The sequence below is a fragment of the Pseudomonas sp. ITEM 17296 genome, assembly GCF_028895205.1.
In the GTDB taxonomy this organism is placed as follows: Bacteria; Pseudomonadota; Gammaproteobacteria; order Pseudomonadales; family Pseudomonadaceae; genus Aquipseudomonas; species Aquipseudomonas kermanshahensis.
The window spans coordinates 95,961-111,203 of record NZ_WJRS01000003.1; the positions used below are offsets into that span (position 1 = coordinate 95,961).

General features: G+C 63.6%; 14 protein-coding genes. 5 read left to right on the top strand and 9 right to left on the bottom strand.

Annotation, left to right across the window (positions count from 1 at the left end; all coding sequences use genetic code 11):
• Positions 1-61: 61 nt before the first annotated feature.
• Positions 62-1,024 (bottom strand): NAD(P)H-quinone oxidoreductase, encoded by a 963-nt coding sequence (locus GIB19_RS04855; protein WP_274884004.1) that lies wholly within the window; start codon positions 1,022-1,024, stop codon positions 62-64.
• A gap of 140 nt (positions 1,025-1,164) precedes the next feature.
• On the opposite strand from GIB19_RS04855, the gene GIB19_RS04860 reads away from it, so the two are divergent.
• A complete protein-coding gene (locus GIB19_RS04860) occupies positions 1,165-3,246 on the top strand; it encodes a carboxy terminal-processing peptidase (RefSeq protein WP_027595904.1) in 2,082 nt (693 codons plus the stop codon).
• Positions 3,247-3,422: 176 nt separating this feature from the next.
• Here GIB19_RS04860 and GIB19_RS04865 read toward each other — a convergent pair whose 3' ends face one another.
• From GIB19_RS04865 to GIB19_RS04890, 6 genes are all read right to left on the bottom strand, one after another.
• The gene (locus GIB19_RS04865; RefSeq protein ID WP_027595903.1) at positions 3,423-3,791 is read right to left on the bottom strand and encodes a hypothetical protein; all 369 of its coding nucleotides are present in this window, start codon (positions 3,789-3,791) and stop codon (positions 3,423-3,425) included.
• Positions 3,788-4,129: a helix-turn-helix domain-containing protein gene (locus GIB19_RS04870; RefSeq protein ID WP_099428533.1), complete on the bottom strand. Its 342-nt coding sequence runs from the start codon at positions 4,127-4,129 to the stop codon at positions 3,788-3,790. Before GIB19_RS04870 ends, GIB19_RS04865 begins: the two co-directional genes overlap by 4 nt.
• A 100-nt stretch (positions 4,130-4,229) precedes the next feature.
• A complete protein-coding gene (locus tag GIB19_RS04875; protein ID WP_099428532.1) occupies positions 4,230-4,670 on the bottom strand; it encodes a YkvA family protein in 441 nt (146 codons plus the stop codon).
• A 280-nt stretch (positions 4,671-4,950) separates the two neighbouring features.
• Positions 4,951-5,697 carry an FKBP-type peptidyl-prolyl cis-trans isomerase gene (locus tag GIB19_RS04880; RefSeq protein WP_027595900.1) on the bottom strand — a complete coding sequence of 249 codons (747 nt, stop codon included), beginning with the start codon at positions 5,695-5,697 and terminating at the stop codon, positions 4,951-4,953.
• A 222-nt stretch (positions 5,698-5,919) separates the two neighbouring features.
• Positions 5,920-6,852: a pca operon transcription factor PcaQ gene (pcaQ, locus tag GIB19_RS04885; RefSeq protein WP_099428531.1), complete on the bottom strand. Its 933-nt coding sequence runs from the start codon at positions 6,850-6,852 to the stop codon at positions 5,920-5,922.
• Positions 6,853-6,862: 10 nt separating this feature from the next.
• Positions 6,863-7,792, bottom strand: a complete 930-nt coding sequence (locus tag GIB19_RS04890) for a helix-turn-helix transcriptional regulator (protein WP_274884008.1) — start codon at positions 7,790-7,792, stop codon at positions 6,863-6,865.
• 349 nt (positions 7,793-8,141) lie between these two features.
• Here GIB19_RS04890 and GIB19_RS04895 point away from each other — a divergent pair, with 349 nt between their 5' ends.
• The 4 genes from GIB19_RS04895 (at position 8,142) to GIB19_RS04910 (ending at position 12,081) form a co-directional block, all read left to right on the top strand.
• The gene (locus GIB19_RS04895; RefSeq protein ID WP_027595897.1) at positions 8,142-9,485 is read left to right on the top strand and encodes an MFS transporter; all 1,344 of its coding nucleotides are present in this window, start codon (positions 8,142-8,144) and stop codon (positions 9,483-9,485) included.
• Positions 9,486-9,613: 128 nt separating this feature from the next.
• Positions 9,614-10,324, top strand: a complete 711-nt coding sequence (locus GIB19_RS04900; RefSeq protein ID WP_085272780.1) for a fumarylacetoacetate hydrolase family protein — start codon at positions 9,614-9,616, stop codon at positions 10,322-10,324.
• 17 nt (positions 10,325-10,341) lie between these two features.
• A complete protein-coding gene (locus tag GIB19_RS04905; protein WP_274884012.1) occupies positions 10,342-11,106 on the top strand; it encodes an SDR family oxidoreductase in 765 nt (254 codons plus the stop codon).
• Between the two features lie 24 nt (positions 11,107-11,130).
• Positions 11,131-12,081, top strand: coding sequence for a 2-hydroxyacid dehydrogenase (locus GIB19_RS04910; protein ID WP_274884014.1), 951 nt, complete (start codon positions 11,131-11,133; stop codon positions 12,079-12,081).
• Between the two features lie 69 nt (positions 12,082-12,150).
• Here GIB19_RS04910 and nirD read toward each other — a convergent pair whose 3' ends face one another.
• Both nirD and nirB read right to left on the bottom strand, forming a co-directional pair.
• Positions 12,151-12,513 (bottom strand): nitrite reductase small subunit NirD, encoded by a 363-nt coding sequence (gene nirD / locus GIB19_RS04915; protein WP_265969891.1) that lies wholly within the window; start codon positions 12,511-12,513, stop codon positions 12,151-12,153.
• On the bottom strand, positions 12,513-15,065 hold the full coding sequence (gene nirB, locus GIB19_RS04920; protein WP_274884015.1) for a nitrite reductase large subunit NirB: 2,553 nt from the start codon (positions 15,063-15,065) through the stop codon (positions 12,513-12,515). Before nirB ends, nirD begins: the two co-directional genes overlap by 1 nt.
• Positions 15,066-15,243 lie beyond the last annotated feature (178 nt).

Genomic DNA, 15,243 nt, shown 5'->3' on the forward strand with positions numbered 1-15,243 from the left:
GGCTCAGGATCAGTGATTTACCTGTGGGAGCGGGCTTGCCCCGCGAAGAGGCCGGGCCTGCTTACACCAGGCTCGGATCGATCACCATCACCAGCTTGCCCGACACTTGGTTAGTCTCAAGCTCGGCATACGCCGCCTGGGCAAATTCCACCGGGTAGGTATCCACCAACTGCGCCGACAACCGCCCTTCGGCGAACAGCGGCCACACCTGCTGCAGCAACTCACGCAGCAACTCGGCCTTGAAGCCATCGTCACGGTTGCGCAGCGTTGAGCCGGTGATTTCCAGGCGCTTACCCAGCACCTGTGCCAGGTCCAGCTCGAACTTGCGCCCGCCCATCAGGCCGATGATCACCCAACGCCCGTCACGCGCCAGCAGCTTGAGGTTGAGTTCCCCATAACTGGCACCCACCGGGTCAAGAATCACGTCGAACGGCCCAACGCCTTCCAGTGCATCGAGGTTCTCGTTACGCACCACGCCGCCGGCAGCGCCCAGCGCTTCGCAGTAGGCCAGGCGATCCTTCGAGCCAACACTCACATACACCGGGTTGCCAAACGCCTTGCACAACTGGATCGCCGCCGAACCCACGCCGCTGGCCCCTGCGTGCACCAGCACTTTCTCGCCGGCTTTGACGGCGCCCAACTGGAAGATGTTCAACCACGCCGTGGCGTACACCTCAGGCAGCGCCGCCGCTTCGAGCAGGCTCAGGCCTTCAGGCACCGGCAGCACATGGCGGGCGTCGACCACCACTTCTTCAGCCATCGCACCGCTGGCCAGCAAAGCACACACCCGCTCGCCCACACGCCAATCGGCGCCCGGCCCAACTTCTTCGATAATGCCGGCGCACTCCAGGCCCATATAAGGGCTGGCGCCAGGCGGTGGCGGGTACAGCCCCTTCATTTGCAACAGGTCGGCGCGGTTCAGCCCCGCAGCAGCCACGCGAATGCGTACTTGGCCCGCGTCAAGGGCCGGGCGCTCGGCCTCGACCCACTCCACATGTCCGTCTTCGCCTTGCAATGCCTTCACAGTGCCTCCATAGTTGAATCATGACTGAGCCTGGGGAACCCTCGCCCCGGGCTTTTTGCAGTATTTGTCCGGCTCCATGGAACCGGCAACGGAAAAGACGGCCTACTATGCGTGATCAATTGCCTCCACGTCGAATCAGCATGAAGCATTTCCTCCCAAGCACCGCCCTGGCCCTGATGATTGGCCTCGGCAGCCTTACGCTCGGCGGCAATGCGGCGGCCGCCAACAAGTGGGACAGCCTGCAGCCGGACCGCGACGAGATCGTCGCCAGCCTTAATGTGGTGGAACTGCTCAAGCGCCACCACTACAGCAAGCCACCGCTCGATGACGCCCGCTCGGTGATCATCTACGACAGCTACATCAAGCTGCTGGACCCTGCGCGCAGCTACTTCACCGCGGCCGACATCGCCGAGTTCGACAAGTGGAAGACGCAGTTCGACGACTTCCTCAAAAGCGGCAACCTCGACCCGGGCTTCACCATCTACAAACGCTACCTTGACCGCGTCAAGCAGCGCCTGGACTTTGCCCTGGCCGAGCTGAACAAAGGCGTCGACAAGATCGACTTCACCACCAAGGAAACCTTGCTGATCGACCGCAAGGACGCCCCGTGGATGAAAAACCAGGCCGAGCTCGACGACCTGTGGCGCAAGCGTGTCAAAGACGAAGTGCTGCGCCAGAAGATCGCTGGCAAAGAGCCCAAGCAGATCCAGGAAACCCTGACCAAGCGCTACAAGAACCAGCTGGCACGCCTGGACCAGACCCGTGCCGAGGATATCTTCCAGGCCTACATCAATACCTTCGCCCAGTCCTACGACCCGCACACCAACTACCTGTCGCCGGACAACGCAGAAAACTTCGACATCAACATGAGCTTGTCGCTCGAAGGCATCGGCGCAGTACTGCAAAGCGACAACGACCAGGTCAAGATCGTCCGCCTGGTGCCGGCAGGCCCTGCCGCCAAGACCAAGCAGGTCGCCCCGGCCGACAAGATCATCGGCGTGGCCCAGGGCAACAAGGAAATGGTCGACGTGGTCGGCTGGCGCCTGGACGAAGTGGTCAAGCTGATCCGTGGCCCGAAAGGCTCGGTGGTGCGCCTGGAGGTCATCCCGGCCAGCAATGCCCCGAGCGACCAGACCAGCAAGATCGTTTCGATCACCCGCGAAGCCGTCAAGCTTGAAGAGCAGGCGGCGAAAAAGTCGGTGCTCAAGCTCAAGCAGGACGGCCGTGACTACAAGCTGGGCATCATCGAGATCCCGGCCTTCTACCTGGACTTCAAGGCCTACCGTGCCGGTGATCCGGAGTACAAGAGCACCACGCGTGACGTGAAAAAGCTGCTCACCGAACTGCAAAAAGAGAAAGTCGATGGCGTAGTCATCGACCTGCGCAACAACGGCGGCGGTTCGCTGCAGGAAGCCACCGAGCTGACCAGCCTGTTCATCGACAAGGGCCCGACGGTGCTGGTACGCAACAGCGACGGCCGTGTCGACGTGCTCGAGGACGAAAACCCGGGCGCCTTCTACAAAGGCCCGCTGGCACTGCTGGTCAACCGCCTGTCGGCCTCGGCCTCGGAGATCTTCGCCGGTGCCATGCAGGACTACCACCGCGCACTGATCGTCGGTGGCCAGACCTTCGGCAAAGGCACCGTGCAGACCATCCAGCCGCTCAACCATGGTGAGCTGAAACTGACCTTGGCCAAGTTCTACCGGGTGTCTGGGCAGAGCACCCAGCACCAGGGCGTGCTGCCGGACATCGACTACCCATCGATCATCGACACCAAGGAAATCGGCGAGAGCGCCCTGCCCGAGGCGATGCCGTGGGACACCATCCGCCCGGTGGTCAAGCCAGCGGCCGACCCGTTCAAGCCGTACCTGACCCAGCTCAAGGCACAGCATGAAGCGCGCAGCGCCAAGGATGCCGAGTTCACCTACATCCGCGACCGCCTGGCCCTGGCCCAGAAGCTGATGAACGAGAAGACCGTCAGCCTCAACGAGCAAGAACGCCGTGCCCGCCACGATGAAATCGAGGGCAAGCAGTTGGCCCTGGAAAACATCCGCCGCAAGGCCAAAGGTGAAGAGCCGCTCAAAGAGCTGAAGAAGGAAGATGAAGACGCATTGCCGGCTGAAGATGAAAACACCAAGCCGGAAGACGATGCCTACCTGTCCGAGACAGGGCGCATTCTGCTCGACTACTTGAGCGCAAGTTCGCAGGTGGCCAAGCACTGAGGCTAGGCATGCGTTAACCAAAAGGGCCGGGTGTGAAAACACCCGGCCCTTTTCTGTGTATGTAGGAGCAGCCTTGTGCTGCGAAGAGGCCAGTGAAAACACCGCAGATCTTTGGTGTTTTCACTGGCCTCTTCGCAGCACGAGGCTGCTCCTACAAAGTACTGCGCTCGGCTGAATCAGGCTTCTTCGGGGTAACGGTACTCGAACACCCGCACCACTTCCGAGGCATGCCAGGACGCCGCTTCCATGCCATCGACCGGCCCGGCAAAACGCCCGAGCCGCTCTACACACTCGAAAAAACCGGTGCGCGGCAAGCGGCTGGCACCCTGGCTGATCACCAGCGAACTGCGCAAAGGCTGCTCGGCACGGGCGTCGAGCACCGCCAGGTACTCCAGCGCGGCGGTCAGCGTCTGCATGGCCGGGCTGGGCAATTGCAAGCGCTCGATAAGCGCACGATACGTCAGCAGATGACGTTGACGACGGGCCAGGTCAAGCTCGTCCAGCAGGCTCTGCCAGTGCTGGCGGCTGATCCTGACCTGGCTCATGAGGGTTCGCTCCAACCCGCCACACCCAGGTGCCAGGCCAGGGCGCGGCGGATGGCAGCGTCCGGCTGTCGCTCGCCTGACTCGATCATGGCCAGGTACGCGGGGCTCACACCCACATTGCGCGCCAAAAGCTCAGGGGCGATGCCCTTCGCCTCACGAATCTGTGCCACCTCGCTGAACGCCGGTAAAGGTGCCGAACTGGCAGCATCGCTTTGCACTTCACTGACACCCGCCTCGACGGGCGGCTGCCCCGCTGCCTTCAGCAGTGCCTGGTATTGCTCCCAGGGAACGACGGCGTACTCGGGCTGACCGTCCCGGCTAATAACCTGAATACCCATTACAACCCCCTTACTTAGGATTACGGCATGTAATCCGTAGGCATAATCCTTATGCCAATTATATTACCAAGTACGGGAGTCTGTGCAGCTCAGGCTGATTTCACTGCGTATTGCGTTCCAGGCGCAGCGCTTCGGGGGTATCCGGCAAGCGTTCCACCACGCGCAAGCGCTCTGGGGCCTGGCTGTCGCGCCAGGCTTTGAAACGCGCCAGCTCATCGGCCACGGTCTTCAACACCCAACCCAGCACGGCGATGTCGTCAAGAAAGCCCACGCCCAGCAGCCAGTCGGGGATGGCGTCGATAGGGCTGACGAAGTACAACAGGCCGGCAACGATGGTCACCAGCGCTTTGGGGCTGATGGCGCTGTACTCGCCGCGCCACCAGGCCAGGCACAGCGACTGCAGCAGCTTTACATCCTCGCGCAGCTGGCCGATCCGTGGGCCTTTGCGGGCCACGGCGAACAGCAAGGCCGGCAACCGCCCGCGGCTGAGCAGGCGCTCGGCCAACGGCAGAAAACGGGCGAAATTCCAGGGTGCGCTCATGGAGCCTCCGAGAGGGACAGGTTATCCACATTTATTGTGGATAACCTTGTGAACAGGGCGAAGTTTCTGACGTCAGGTGCCCACTAGGCAAGGGTCCCGGTCAGATCGGGCGTTTTTTACACAGTCGTTTCAGGTTCGCAAACGATTTGCGTCAGAAGCATCCTACTTCATCACGCTGCTATTGCTCGGACAGTATCAGCCGCCAGAGGTTCTTCTCAGCCGATTGCCCCAAACGAAAACGCCCCGTCAAGACGGGGCGTTTTACGCAAACCAGCCAGTGTTACTTGGCAGGCTCTTCTGCTGGCGCTTCTGGCTCGGCACCCTGCAGCTGGGCCGGGTCTTTGATGGCGATCAGCTCAAGGTCGAACACCAGTACCGAGTTGGCAGGGATCAGCGGGCTCGGGCTCTGGGCACCGTAGGCCAGTTCGGCCGGGATGAACAGCTTGTACTTCTCGCCGACGTGCATCAGTTGCAGGCCTTCGACCCAACCTGGGATCACGCCGCTGACAGGCAGGTCGATCGGGCTGCCGCGCTCGACGGAGCTGTCGAACACCTTGCCATCGGTCAGCTTGCCTTCGTAGTGAACAGTCACCACGTCGGTCGGCTTAGGCTGCGGGCCGTCGGCCTTCTTGATCACTTCGTATTGCAGGCCCGAAGCGGTGGTGACAACACCCGGCTTCTTGGCGTTTTCTTCGAGGAACTTCTTGCCGGCGGAGGCGGCTTCTTCGCTGGCCTTGGCCAGACGCTCTTCGGCGCGCTTCTGCAGCGAGGTGAAGGCTTCTACCAGCTCTTCGTCCTTGATGCGCTGCTCTTTCTTGCTGACGGCGTCTTCGATGCCGAGGGCGACCGCTTTCGAATCAAGGTCTTCCATGCCTTCCTGAGCCAGGCTCTTGCCCATGTTCAGGCCGATACCGTAGGAGGCTTTCTGTGCCGGAGTCTTCAGCTCGGGGCTGCTGGCCTGTTGGTCGCAGCCAGCCAATACCAGGCCTACCAGGGCAACCGCAGCCGCCAAACGATGCTGTTTCATGCTATTTCCTTGTTCATGCGCCATAAGGGCAATCAGGGTAAAGCCGCGAGCTTAGCAGGCGGCCATGACCAATGGCTACCGGCATAGGAGCGGGTTTTGCTAAGGAAGTTCAGTACTTAAAGGGTTATTCATCTGACACATTAGAGCCACTGGCCAGTATTGACCCTTTATGCCGAATTCGCCTGGGTTAACGCGCCAAAAATTTCACTTCGTTCTGAGTTGTCAGGGGTATTGCCCCTCACGGTACTGCCCCGCCACCTCACGCAGCACCTCGCACACCCACTGCCCTGGCACGCTCTGCTCCAGCGCCGCGTTGCGGCACAGGCCCACCGACCCGCCCGGCTCGCGCACGCCCAAGTCGAGCTCGACCAGCTCACCACGGCCCAGGTCGATCAGCACCGCATCCCGTGGCGCCACCCACACCGCATCACTGCCCAGCAGGTAGCGGCGGCTCAGGGCCAGCGACAGGGTTTCCAGGCGTTGCGCGGGCATCTGGATACCGCATTGGACGAACAGGCTGTCGGCGTGCTGGCGAATGGTGGTACCGGGGGGCGGCAACACCAAGGGGTAACGCCCCACCTGTGCCCGCTCGACAGGCGTGTTGGCCAGCAACGGGTGCCCCGGCCGCACCACCAGGCTCATCGATTCGCTGTACAGGTGCTCGAACGACAGGCCCTGAATTTGGGGGCTGTCGGTCATACGCCCCACCACCAGCTCCAGCTCACCCAGGCGTAGCTGGCCCAGCAACTGCGCGCTGGCACCGGTCACCACGCTGATCAGCAACGCCTCATGGCGTTGATGCAGGCGGCACAGCACCTCGGGCATCAACAAGCCCTCGACCGTGGACAGCACGCCAATGCGCACCTGCGACGGTGCCCGCGCCTCGCCGCGCAGGCTGCTGACGCCATCGCGCAGCGCCTGCACGCTGGGCCCGGCATACCGCATGAAGCGGGTGCCGGCCGGGGTCAGCTCGACGCCCTGCCGGCTGCGTTCGAACAGGCGTGTTTCCAGCAGCGCTTCGAGTTCCTTGAGCGTCTTGGAAATCGCGGGCTGGCTGATGGCGAGGATGTCTGCGGCCCTGGCCAGGCTGCCCTGCCGGGCAATCTCCAGGAAGCACAGCAGGTGGCGGTACTTGATGCGGGTGTCGAGGTTCATGGCCTCAAGCTTACCGCATGGCTACCTGCGGTGTATCCGGGTCGCGCTGCTGGCGGCGGAACTGCCCCGGCGGCAAGCCATGGATCTGCCGGAAGCGCCGCGAAAAATACGCTTCATCAGCAAAGCCGCACAGCCGAGCCACCTCGCCGACCGGGCGGCTGCCGTTAAGCAGGTAATTGCGCGCGGCGTGCATGCGCCGCTCCAGCACCAATTCGCTGAAGGTCTTGCCGATTTCCTTGCGCAGCCAATGGGTCAGGTAGGTGGGCGACAGGTACGTGGCGGCGGCGACCTTCTGCAGGTTGAGGTCGGGGTCGTCGATGTGCCTGCGCAGGTACTCGCTCATGCGCCCCAACGCGGCGCGCCGGCTGAGTTGCGCGGCATTGCTCTCGGCCAGCTCGCGCAGGGGGTCGGCGTACAAGCCGCACACCTGGCCGATCAGTTGCAGCAACAGGCCCTTGAGGACTTCACGGCTGCCGAAGCGGCGGTTGGCATCGAGTTCACGCATCTGCCCGAGAATACGCCGCACCTCGCTGAAATCGGCCTCGGCGAGGTGGAAATCCAGGTGTTCCTGGAAGCGGAACGGTGACAGTTCAGGGGCCTGCAGTATCGACACTTCTTCCAGGTCCATGGGGTCGCAAGGCAGGTGCGGCAGCAGGAATGTCTGGGAAAAGTTGATGACCACGAAATCGCTGTCGTCCGGGTGCGGGATGACATGCACCCGGTGCGGCAGGATGAAGGCCAGGGTGTTGCGTTTGAACGGGCGCTGCACGCTGCCGATGTGCTGCACCGTATCGCCGCCGAAATTGACCTGGATCTGAAAATACTCGTGTCGGTGTGGCGCGGTTTCGGCCGGCCGGCCGCGCTGGTCGCGGATGTAGAAATCCATCAGCTCGCTGCGCTGTTGCATGACGTAGGTCGGGACTTCGCGCTTGGGGGGCATGGGGGTCTCCGGTCGGGGGGCTTGGCGCTGACGTTGCCTGCCATGCGGGAATTCTGAACGGCAAGCGGCTTGCCTGGCAATGAGTTGTACGACGTCGAAACTCATAATTTTGAAGCCCACTGCAAAAAACGTATCCGGCAAAAACCGACGCAGCCCTTTAAAACCGCCACCCAAAGCAAAAAAAGCAGCCAAAACCCCGCCCGCTGAGTTTTTTGGACAGCGCAGCCCTACCCCGTTCCGAGTGAAAAAAACGGTCTAAAACCGCCGTTGATTTTCCGATGTTGTACGACCACCTTAAAAAAGGGACTGCAGCCCAACCTCTACCAACAACAACAAACGAGGTCGACTCATGTCGAGCACGCCTACTTCCCGCACTGCGGCGCCTGCGTTCGCAGTGGACGCGGTCGCATCGCAACGCCTACCCACCCGCCGTCGCTGGTTCATGCTCTCGCTGCTGCTGCTGGCGACCATCATCAACTACGTCGACCGGGTCAACATCTCCATCGCGGCGCCCTTCATGGCCAAGGACCTGGGCCTGGACAAAGTCGAGATGGGCTTGATCTTCTCCGCGTTCGCCTGGACCTACGCCCTGGCGTTGGTGCCAGCCGGCTTCATTGCCGACCGCTTCGGCTCGCGCCTGACCTACGGCGTCTCGCTGATCAGTTGGTCGGCTGTCACTGTCGCCCAGGGCCTGGCCAGCGGCTTCACCTCGCTGTTCGGCCTGCGCCTGGCCGTTGGTGCCATGGAGGCACCGGCCTTCCCCGCCAACAGCCGCGCCGTCACCGTGTGGTTCCCTGCCCGCGAACGGGGCATGGCCAGCAGCATCTACGTGTGCGGCCAGTACCTGGGCACGGCCTTGTTCACTGGAGCATTGCTGTGGCTGGCGACCACCTATGACTGGCGCCATGTGTTCTACAGCACCGGCCTGATTGGTATCGTGTTTGGCGTGGTGTGGTTGTTCCTGTACCGCGACCCGCTCAACTGCAAGAAGGTCAGCAAGGAAGAACTGGCCTACATCGAGGACGGCGGCGGGCTGGTCAGAAGCAGCCAGGAGCGCACCCGTTTCGACTGGCGCCAGGTCGCCGAACTGTTCCGCTACCGCCAGGTGTGGGCCATCTGCCTGGGCAAGTTCGCCAGCACCTCAGCGCTGTACTTCTTCCTCACCTGGTTCCCCACCTACCTGATCGAAGAGCGCCAGCTGACGCTGATCAAAGTCGGCATCTTCGCGGTGATGCCGTTCATTGGCGCCACGGTCGGCATCTTGCTGGCGGGGATCGTTTCCGACCTGCTGATCCGCCGGGGCTACTCGCTGTCCTTTGCACGCAAGCTGCCGCTGGTGGTGGGGTCGATGCTGGGCATGTCGATCGTGCTGGTCAACTTCACCGACTCCAACGTGCTGTGTATCGCCGTGCTGACGCTGGCGTTCTTTGCCCAGGGCATCGCCTCGTCGTCGTGGGCAGCGGTTTCGGAAGTGGCACCCAAGCAACTGATCGGGCTGACCGGCGGGGTCACCAGCCTGGCCGCGAACATCGGTGGCATCGTCACCCCGATCGTGATTGGCGCGATCGTGCAGGCCAGTGGCTCGTTCGCCTTGGCGTTCTGGTTTATTGGCGGGGTGGCGTTGATGGGCACGCTGTCCTACTCGCTGTTGCTCGGCAAGCTGTACCGGATCGAGCTCAAGACCGCGGCATAAGCAGGCGCGGTGAGTGCCGGAAGCACCACCGCAGATCCCCCGTTTTTATCCAAACCGTCCCTTTTATCGTCCAACTTTGCCCGCCAGCCGCTGGCTAGGCTGGCCACTCCAGCACAGAGGATTGACCCATGACTTACCTGTTCGACCCGCCAGCCATCGTCAGCCTGCCCATCCAAGGCAGCGACGCGCGCTTCCCGGTTGGCCGAGTGTTCTGCCTGGGCCGCAACTACCCCTGGCCACAGGCCACCGACCCAGCGCCCCGTGAGCCGGTCTTTTTCATGAAGCCGGCCAGCAACGTGGTCGAGGCACAGGGCGAACTGCCCTTCCCGCCGCAGACCGAAGAGTTTTGCCATGAAATCGAGTGGGTGGTGGCGATCAGCAAAGGCGGTGCCGACATCAGCCCGGAGCACGCTCTGGAGCACGTCTATGGCTTTGCCGCTGGCCTGGACCTGACCCTGCGCGATCGCCAGCGCCAGGCCAAAAGCGAAGGGCTGCCCTGGGAGGGTGCCAAGGTATTCGAAGCCTCGGCGCCGATGACTGCCCTGGTGCCGGCCAGCGAACTGGGCTGGCCACTGGACGCTGCGCTGTGGCTGAAGGTCAACGGCGAGGAGCGCCAGCGCGCCCGGCTGAGCCAGCAGACCTGGCCATTGGCCGAGGTCATCAGCCGCCTGTCCCGGCAACTGCCGCTGCGCCCCGGTGACCTGATCATGACCGGCAGCCCGCCTGGCGTGGCCCCGCTCAACCCTGGCGATGTGATCCATGCCGGCATCGACGGCATCGGCGAGTTGCAACTGCGCGTTGGCCCTCGTCCCGCACGCCACACCGCCCACGCCGCCTGAATTTCTGGAGCAAACAGATGAGCCAAACACACAACAAGAAAATCGCCTTGGTCACCGGTGCCGGCAGCGGCATTGGCCGCGCCGTCGCCCTGGGGCTGCTGGCTGATGGCTTCAGCCTGGTCCTCGCCGGCCGGCGTGCCGAACCCTTGCAGGCGTTGGTAGAACAGGCCCGTGCAGCCGGTGGCGAGGCCCTTGCGGTGCCCACCGATGTGCGCGACGAACAGAGCGTCGCCCAGCTGTTCGCCACCATCGAGGAGGTTCATGGCCGCCTCGACCTGATCTTCAATAATGCCGGGGTCAACGCGCCTGCCGTGCCCATCGACGAACTGCCGCTGGAGAACTGGCGCAATGTCATCGCCACCAATGTCGACGGCGTGTTCCTCTGCGCCCGTGCGGCCTTTGGCCTGATGCGCAGGCAGCAGCCGCAGGGCGGGCGAATCGTCAACAACGGTTCGATTTCGGCGCATACCCCACGCCCCTTCACGGCGCCCTACACCGCCAGCAAGCACGCGGTGCTGGGCCTGACCAAAGCCCTGGCCCTGGACGGCCGCCCCTACAACATCGTGTGCAGCCAGGTGGACATCGGCAACGCCCTGACCGAACTGTCCGAACGCATGACCCGCGGTGTGCGCCAGGCCAATGGCGAGATTGCCGCCGAGCCGATGCTCGACGTGCGCCATGTGGCGGATGCCGTGCGCTACATCGCCGCCCTGCCGTTGGACGCCAACGTGCTCAACATGACCGTGATGGCCAGCAACATGCCCTTCGTCGGCCGTGGCTGACACCTTGCCTTTAAGGAGTGACCGATGAAACCTGAAGTCCTGCAACTGAGCCCGATCCTCATCCCAGAAGTCCGCGAGCGCCTGGAAGCGCTGTTCACCGTGCACCGGTACTACGAGCAAGCCGACAAGGACGCCTATGTCAGCGCGCATGGCAACAACATCCGCGCCGTGGTCACCGGCGGCCATACCGGTATCAGCCAAGCGCTGATGGCGCGCCTGCCCAAGCTGGAAGTGATCGCGGTGAATGGCGTTGGCACCGATGCCATCGATCTGGCCTATGCGCGTGATCGGGGTATCCAGGTGACTGCAACCCTCGGCGCGCTGACCGAGGATGTCGCCGACCTCGCAATCGGCTTGCTGATTGGCGTGTGCCGAGGGCTGTGCAGCGGTGACCGGTTCGTCCGCGCCGGCCACTGGGCCACCAGCGCCACACCGCTGGCGCCATTGCCGTTGGCGCGGCAGGTGTCGGGCATGCGTGTGGGTATCGTCGGCATGGGCCGCGTCGGCCGCGCGGTGGCCCAGCGGGCGGCGGCGTTTGGCTGCCCGATTCGCTACACCGACCTGCAGCCACAGGGCGTGCCTTATGGCTTCGAGTCGAACTTGCAGCAATTGGCCAAAGACAGCGATGCGCTGATTCTGGCGGCGGCCGCCGACCAGGGCGAGGCGTTAGTGGGGCGCAAGGTGCTGCAGGCGCTTGGCCCAGACGGCTACCTGATCAATATCGCCCGTGGCAAGTTGGTGGACGAGCCCGCGTTGATCGCGGCACTTGAAGCGGGTGAGATCGCCGGGGCGGCGCTGGATGTGTTTGCCGATGAACCTCGGGTGCCCGAGGCGTTGTTCGAGCGCGAGGATGTGGTGCTGCAGCCGCACCGAGCCAGCGCCACCGTGCAGACCCGCACGCGCATGGGCGAAATGGTGGTGGCAAGCCTGGTGGATGTGTTTGCCGGGCGTACGCCACAGGGGTTGGTTATCTAAGCGGCCTGTACCGGCCCCTTCGCGGTCCGACTTGCCCGCGAAAGGGCCGGTACAGTTGCACGATGCAGATCAGGCCACCGCCACTTCCACAGCCTCCCCGTTCAGCCGCACCGGCCACACCCGCAGCCGCTGCCCGGCATCTTCCAGGCATTCCCCGCTGTGCAGGCTGAAATGCTGTTTGTACAGCGGCGCCGCCACCACCAACTCACCCTGCAAGCTACCCACCAACCCGCGGCCAATGATGTTGGCACCCGAGCGCGGGTCGCGGTTGTCCAGCGCATACAGTGGCTGTTCCTGACCCGGCAAGTAGAACAGCGCCACCTGGGCCCCCTCGTGCCACACCACCACGCCGGAATCGGCTACCAGGTCGCGCGCTTGGCAGACTGTCTGCCAGTTCGTCTTGTGGGCTACAGCAGTATTGGTCAGGTTCATCAGACAGCCTCCTCGGCAGTGGGGATCAGGTGCAGCGGTGCCGCTGGGCGGCGCTGATCGCGTTCGCGGACGAAGTGCACGTCCGGGTCGGCGCGGTGGTCGTTGACGAAGGTGCGGAAGCGCTTGAGCTTCTCCGGGTCGTTGAGGGCATTGGCCCATTCGCATTCATAGTGGTCGACCACATGCTGCATCTGCGCCTCAAGCTCGGCGGCCAGGCCCAGGCTGTCGTCGAGGATCACCTGCTTGAGGTAGTCCAGCCCGCCCTCCAGGCTTTCGCGCCAGACCGAGGTGCGCTGCAGTTTGTCGGCAGTGCGGATGTAGAACATCAGCACACGGTCGATCAGGCGCACCAGGGTCTCGTCATCCAGGTCGGTGGCAAACAGCTCGGCGTGGCGCGGGCGCATGCCGCCGTTGCCGCACACGTACAGGTTCCAGCCCTTGTCGGTGGCGATCACGCCGATGTCCTTGCTCTGCGCCTCGGCGCATTCGCGGGTGCAGCCAGACACCGCGAACTTGAGCTTGTGCGGGCTGCGCAGGCCCTTGTAGCGGTCTTCCAGGCGCAGGGCCATGGCGACGCTGTCCTGCACACCGTAACGGCACCAGGTGCTGCCCACGCACGACTTCACCGTGCGGGTCGACTTGCCGTAGGCATGGCCCGTCTCGAAACCGGCTTCGATCAACTCGCCCCAGATCAGCGGCAACTCGTGCAGCTGGGCGCCGAACAGGTCGATGCGTTGGCCACCGGTGATCTTGGTGTAAAGGTCGTACTTTTTTGCCACTTGGCCGATCACGATCAGCTTGTCGGGGGTGATTTCGCCCCCAGGTATGCGCGGCACCACCGAGTAGGTACCGTTTTTCTGCATGTTGGCCATGAAGGTGTCGTTGGTGTCCTGCAGCGGTACCAGCGCCGGGTCCATGATCGGCTGGTTCCAGCACGAGGCGAGGATATTGCCCACCGCCGGCTTGCAGATATCGCAACCGACATGGCCTTTGCCATGGCGCGCGAGCAGGTCATTGAAGGTGCGGATGCCGCCAACCCGCACCAGCCCGTAAAGCTCCTGACGGGTGTAGGCAAAGTGTTCGCACAGGCTTTTGTCGACGGTCACGCCGCGAGCGGTCAGTTCGTGCTCGAACACCTGCTTGAGCAGGGCCGCGCAGCCGCCGCAACCGCTGGCCGCTTTGGTGCAGCCCTTGACCGCAGCGAGGTCGCTGCAGCCGCTGTCGATAGCGGCGCAGACTGCGCCCTTGCTGACGTTGTGGCACGAGCAGATGGTCGCGCTGTCGGGCAGCGCATCGGCGCCCAAGGCCGGCGCGCCGCCTGTTTGCGGCAAAATCAGGGCGGCCGGGTCGGCAGGCAGGGCGATGCCGTTTTGCGCGTACTGCAGCAGAGTGTCGTAGTAGCTGTTGTCACCGACCAGCACCGCGCCGAGCACATGCTTGCCACTGGCATCCACCACCAGCCGGCGATAGGCCGCATTGGCTTCGTCGATGAAGCGGTAGCTGCGTGAGCCCGGCGTAGCGCCATGGGCATCGCCGATCGAGCCGACATCCACGCCCAGCAGCTTGAGCTTGGTCGACATGTCGGCGCCGGTGAACGGCACCGCGTCATCGCCCACCAGCAGCGCCGCCAGGTTGCGCGCCATGCTGTAGCCCGGCGCGACCAAGCCGAACACGCTGCCATTCCATGAAGCGCACTCGCCGATGGCGAAGATGCGGGCGTCATGGGTGCGGCAGTGATTGTCGATCACCACCCCGCCACGGGCGGCAATCTCCAGCCCGCACGCGCGGCCCAGGGCATCCTGCGGGCGGATACCGGCAGAGAACACGATCAGGTCGGTTTCCAGGTGCTCGCCGCCATCGAAGTTCATGCGGTAGCGATACGCCTCACCGGCGCTGATCGACTGGGTGGCGCGGGACAGGTGCACGCCCACGCCCAAGGCCTCGATCTGCGCCTTGAGCGCCGCGCCGCCCTCGCCGTCCAACTGCACCGGCATCAGCCGAGGGGCGAACTCCACCACATGGGCTTCCAGGCCGAGCGACTTCAGCGCATTGGCTGCTTCAAGGCCCAACAAGCCCCCGCCGACCACCACGCCTCGGCGGGCACCCTGGGCGGCGGCGCGGATGGCGTCGAGGTCGTCGAGGGTGCGGTAGACCAGGCGGGCATTGCCGCTGGAGCCTTCGATCGGGGGTACGAAGGGGTATGAGCCGGTGGCCAGGATCAACTGGTCGTAGCCATAGCGGCCTTCGGCGGTGACCACTTCGCGGCGCGCGCGGTCGATCTCCAGCACAGGCTCGCCCAGGTGCAGGTGCACGCCTTGGCGGATATAGAAGCCTTGCTCGCACAGGGCCAGGGTTTCGGCACAGCTGCCGCCGAAGTACTCGGACAGGTGCACACGGTCGTAGGCACGTTGGCGTTCTTCGCCGAACACCCGCACCTCGAACCGCTCCAAGGCGCCCCGCTCGATCAGTTGCTCGACGCAGTGGTGGCCGACCATGCCGTTGCCGACAATGACCAGTTTCTCGCGTTGTCCGCCGTTCGCTGTTGCCTTCATAGCCGATCCTCGATCAAAAAAAAACGCCTGGAGCCGAAGCTCCAGGCGCCTTTGCCTGTACTCATCAGGGTGTGCCCCTGGTTGATCGCCGTTGATCAGTGGGGCGTGTTGTGAAGCTGATAAAGCAGGGAGTGTGCCAAATACTGCCTTTTGGGCCTCTTCGCAGCACAAGGCTGCT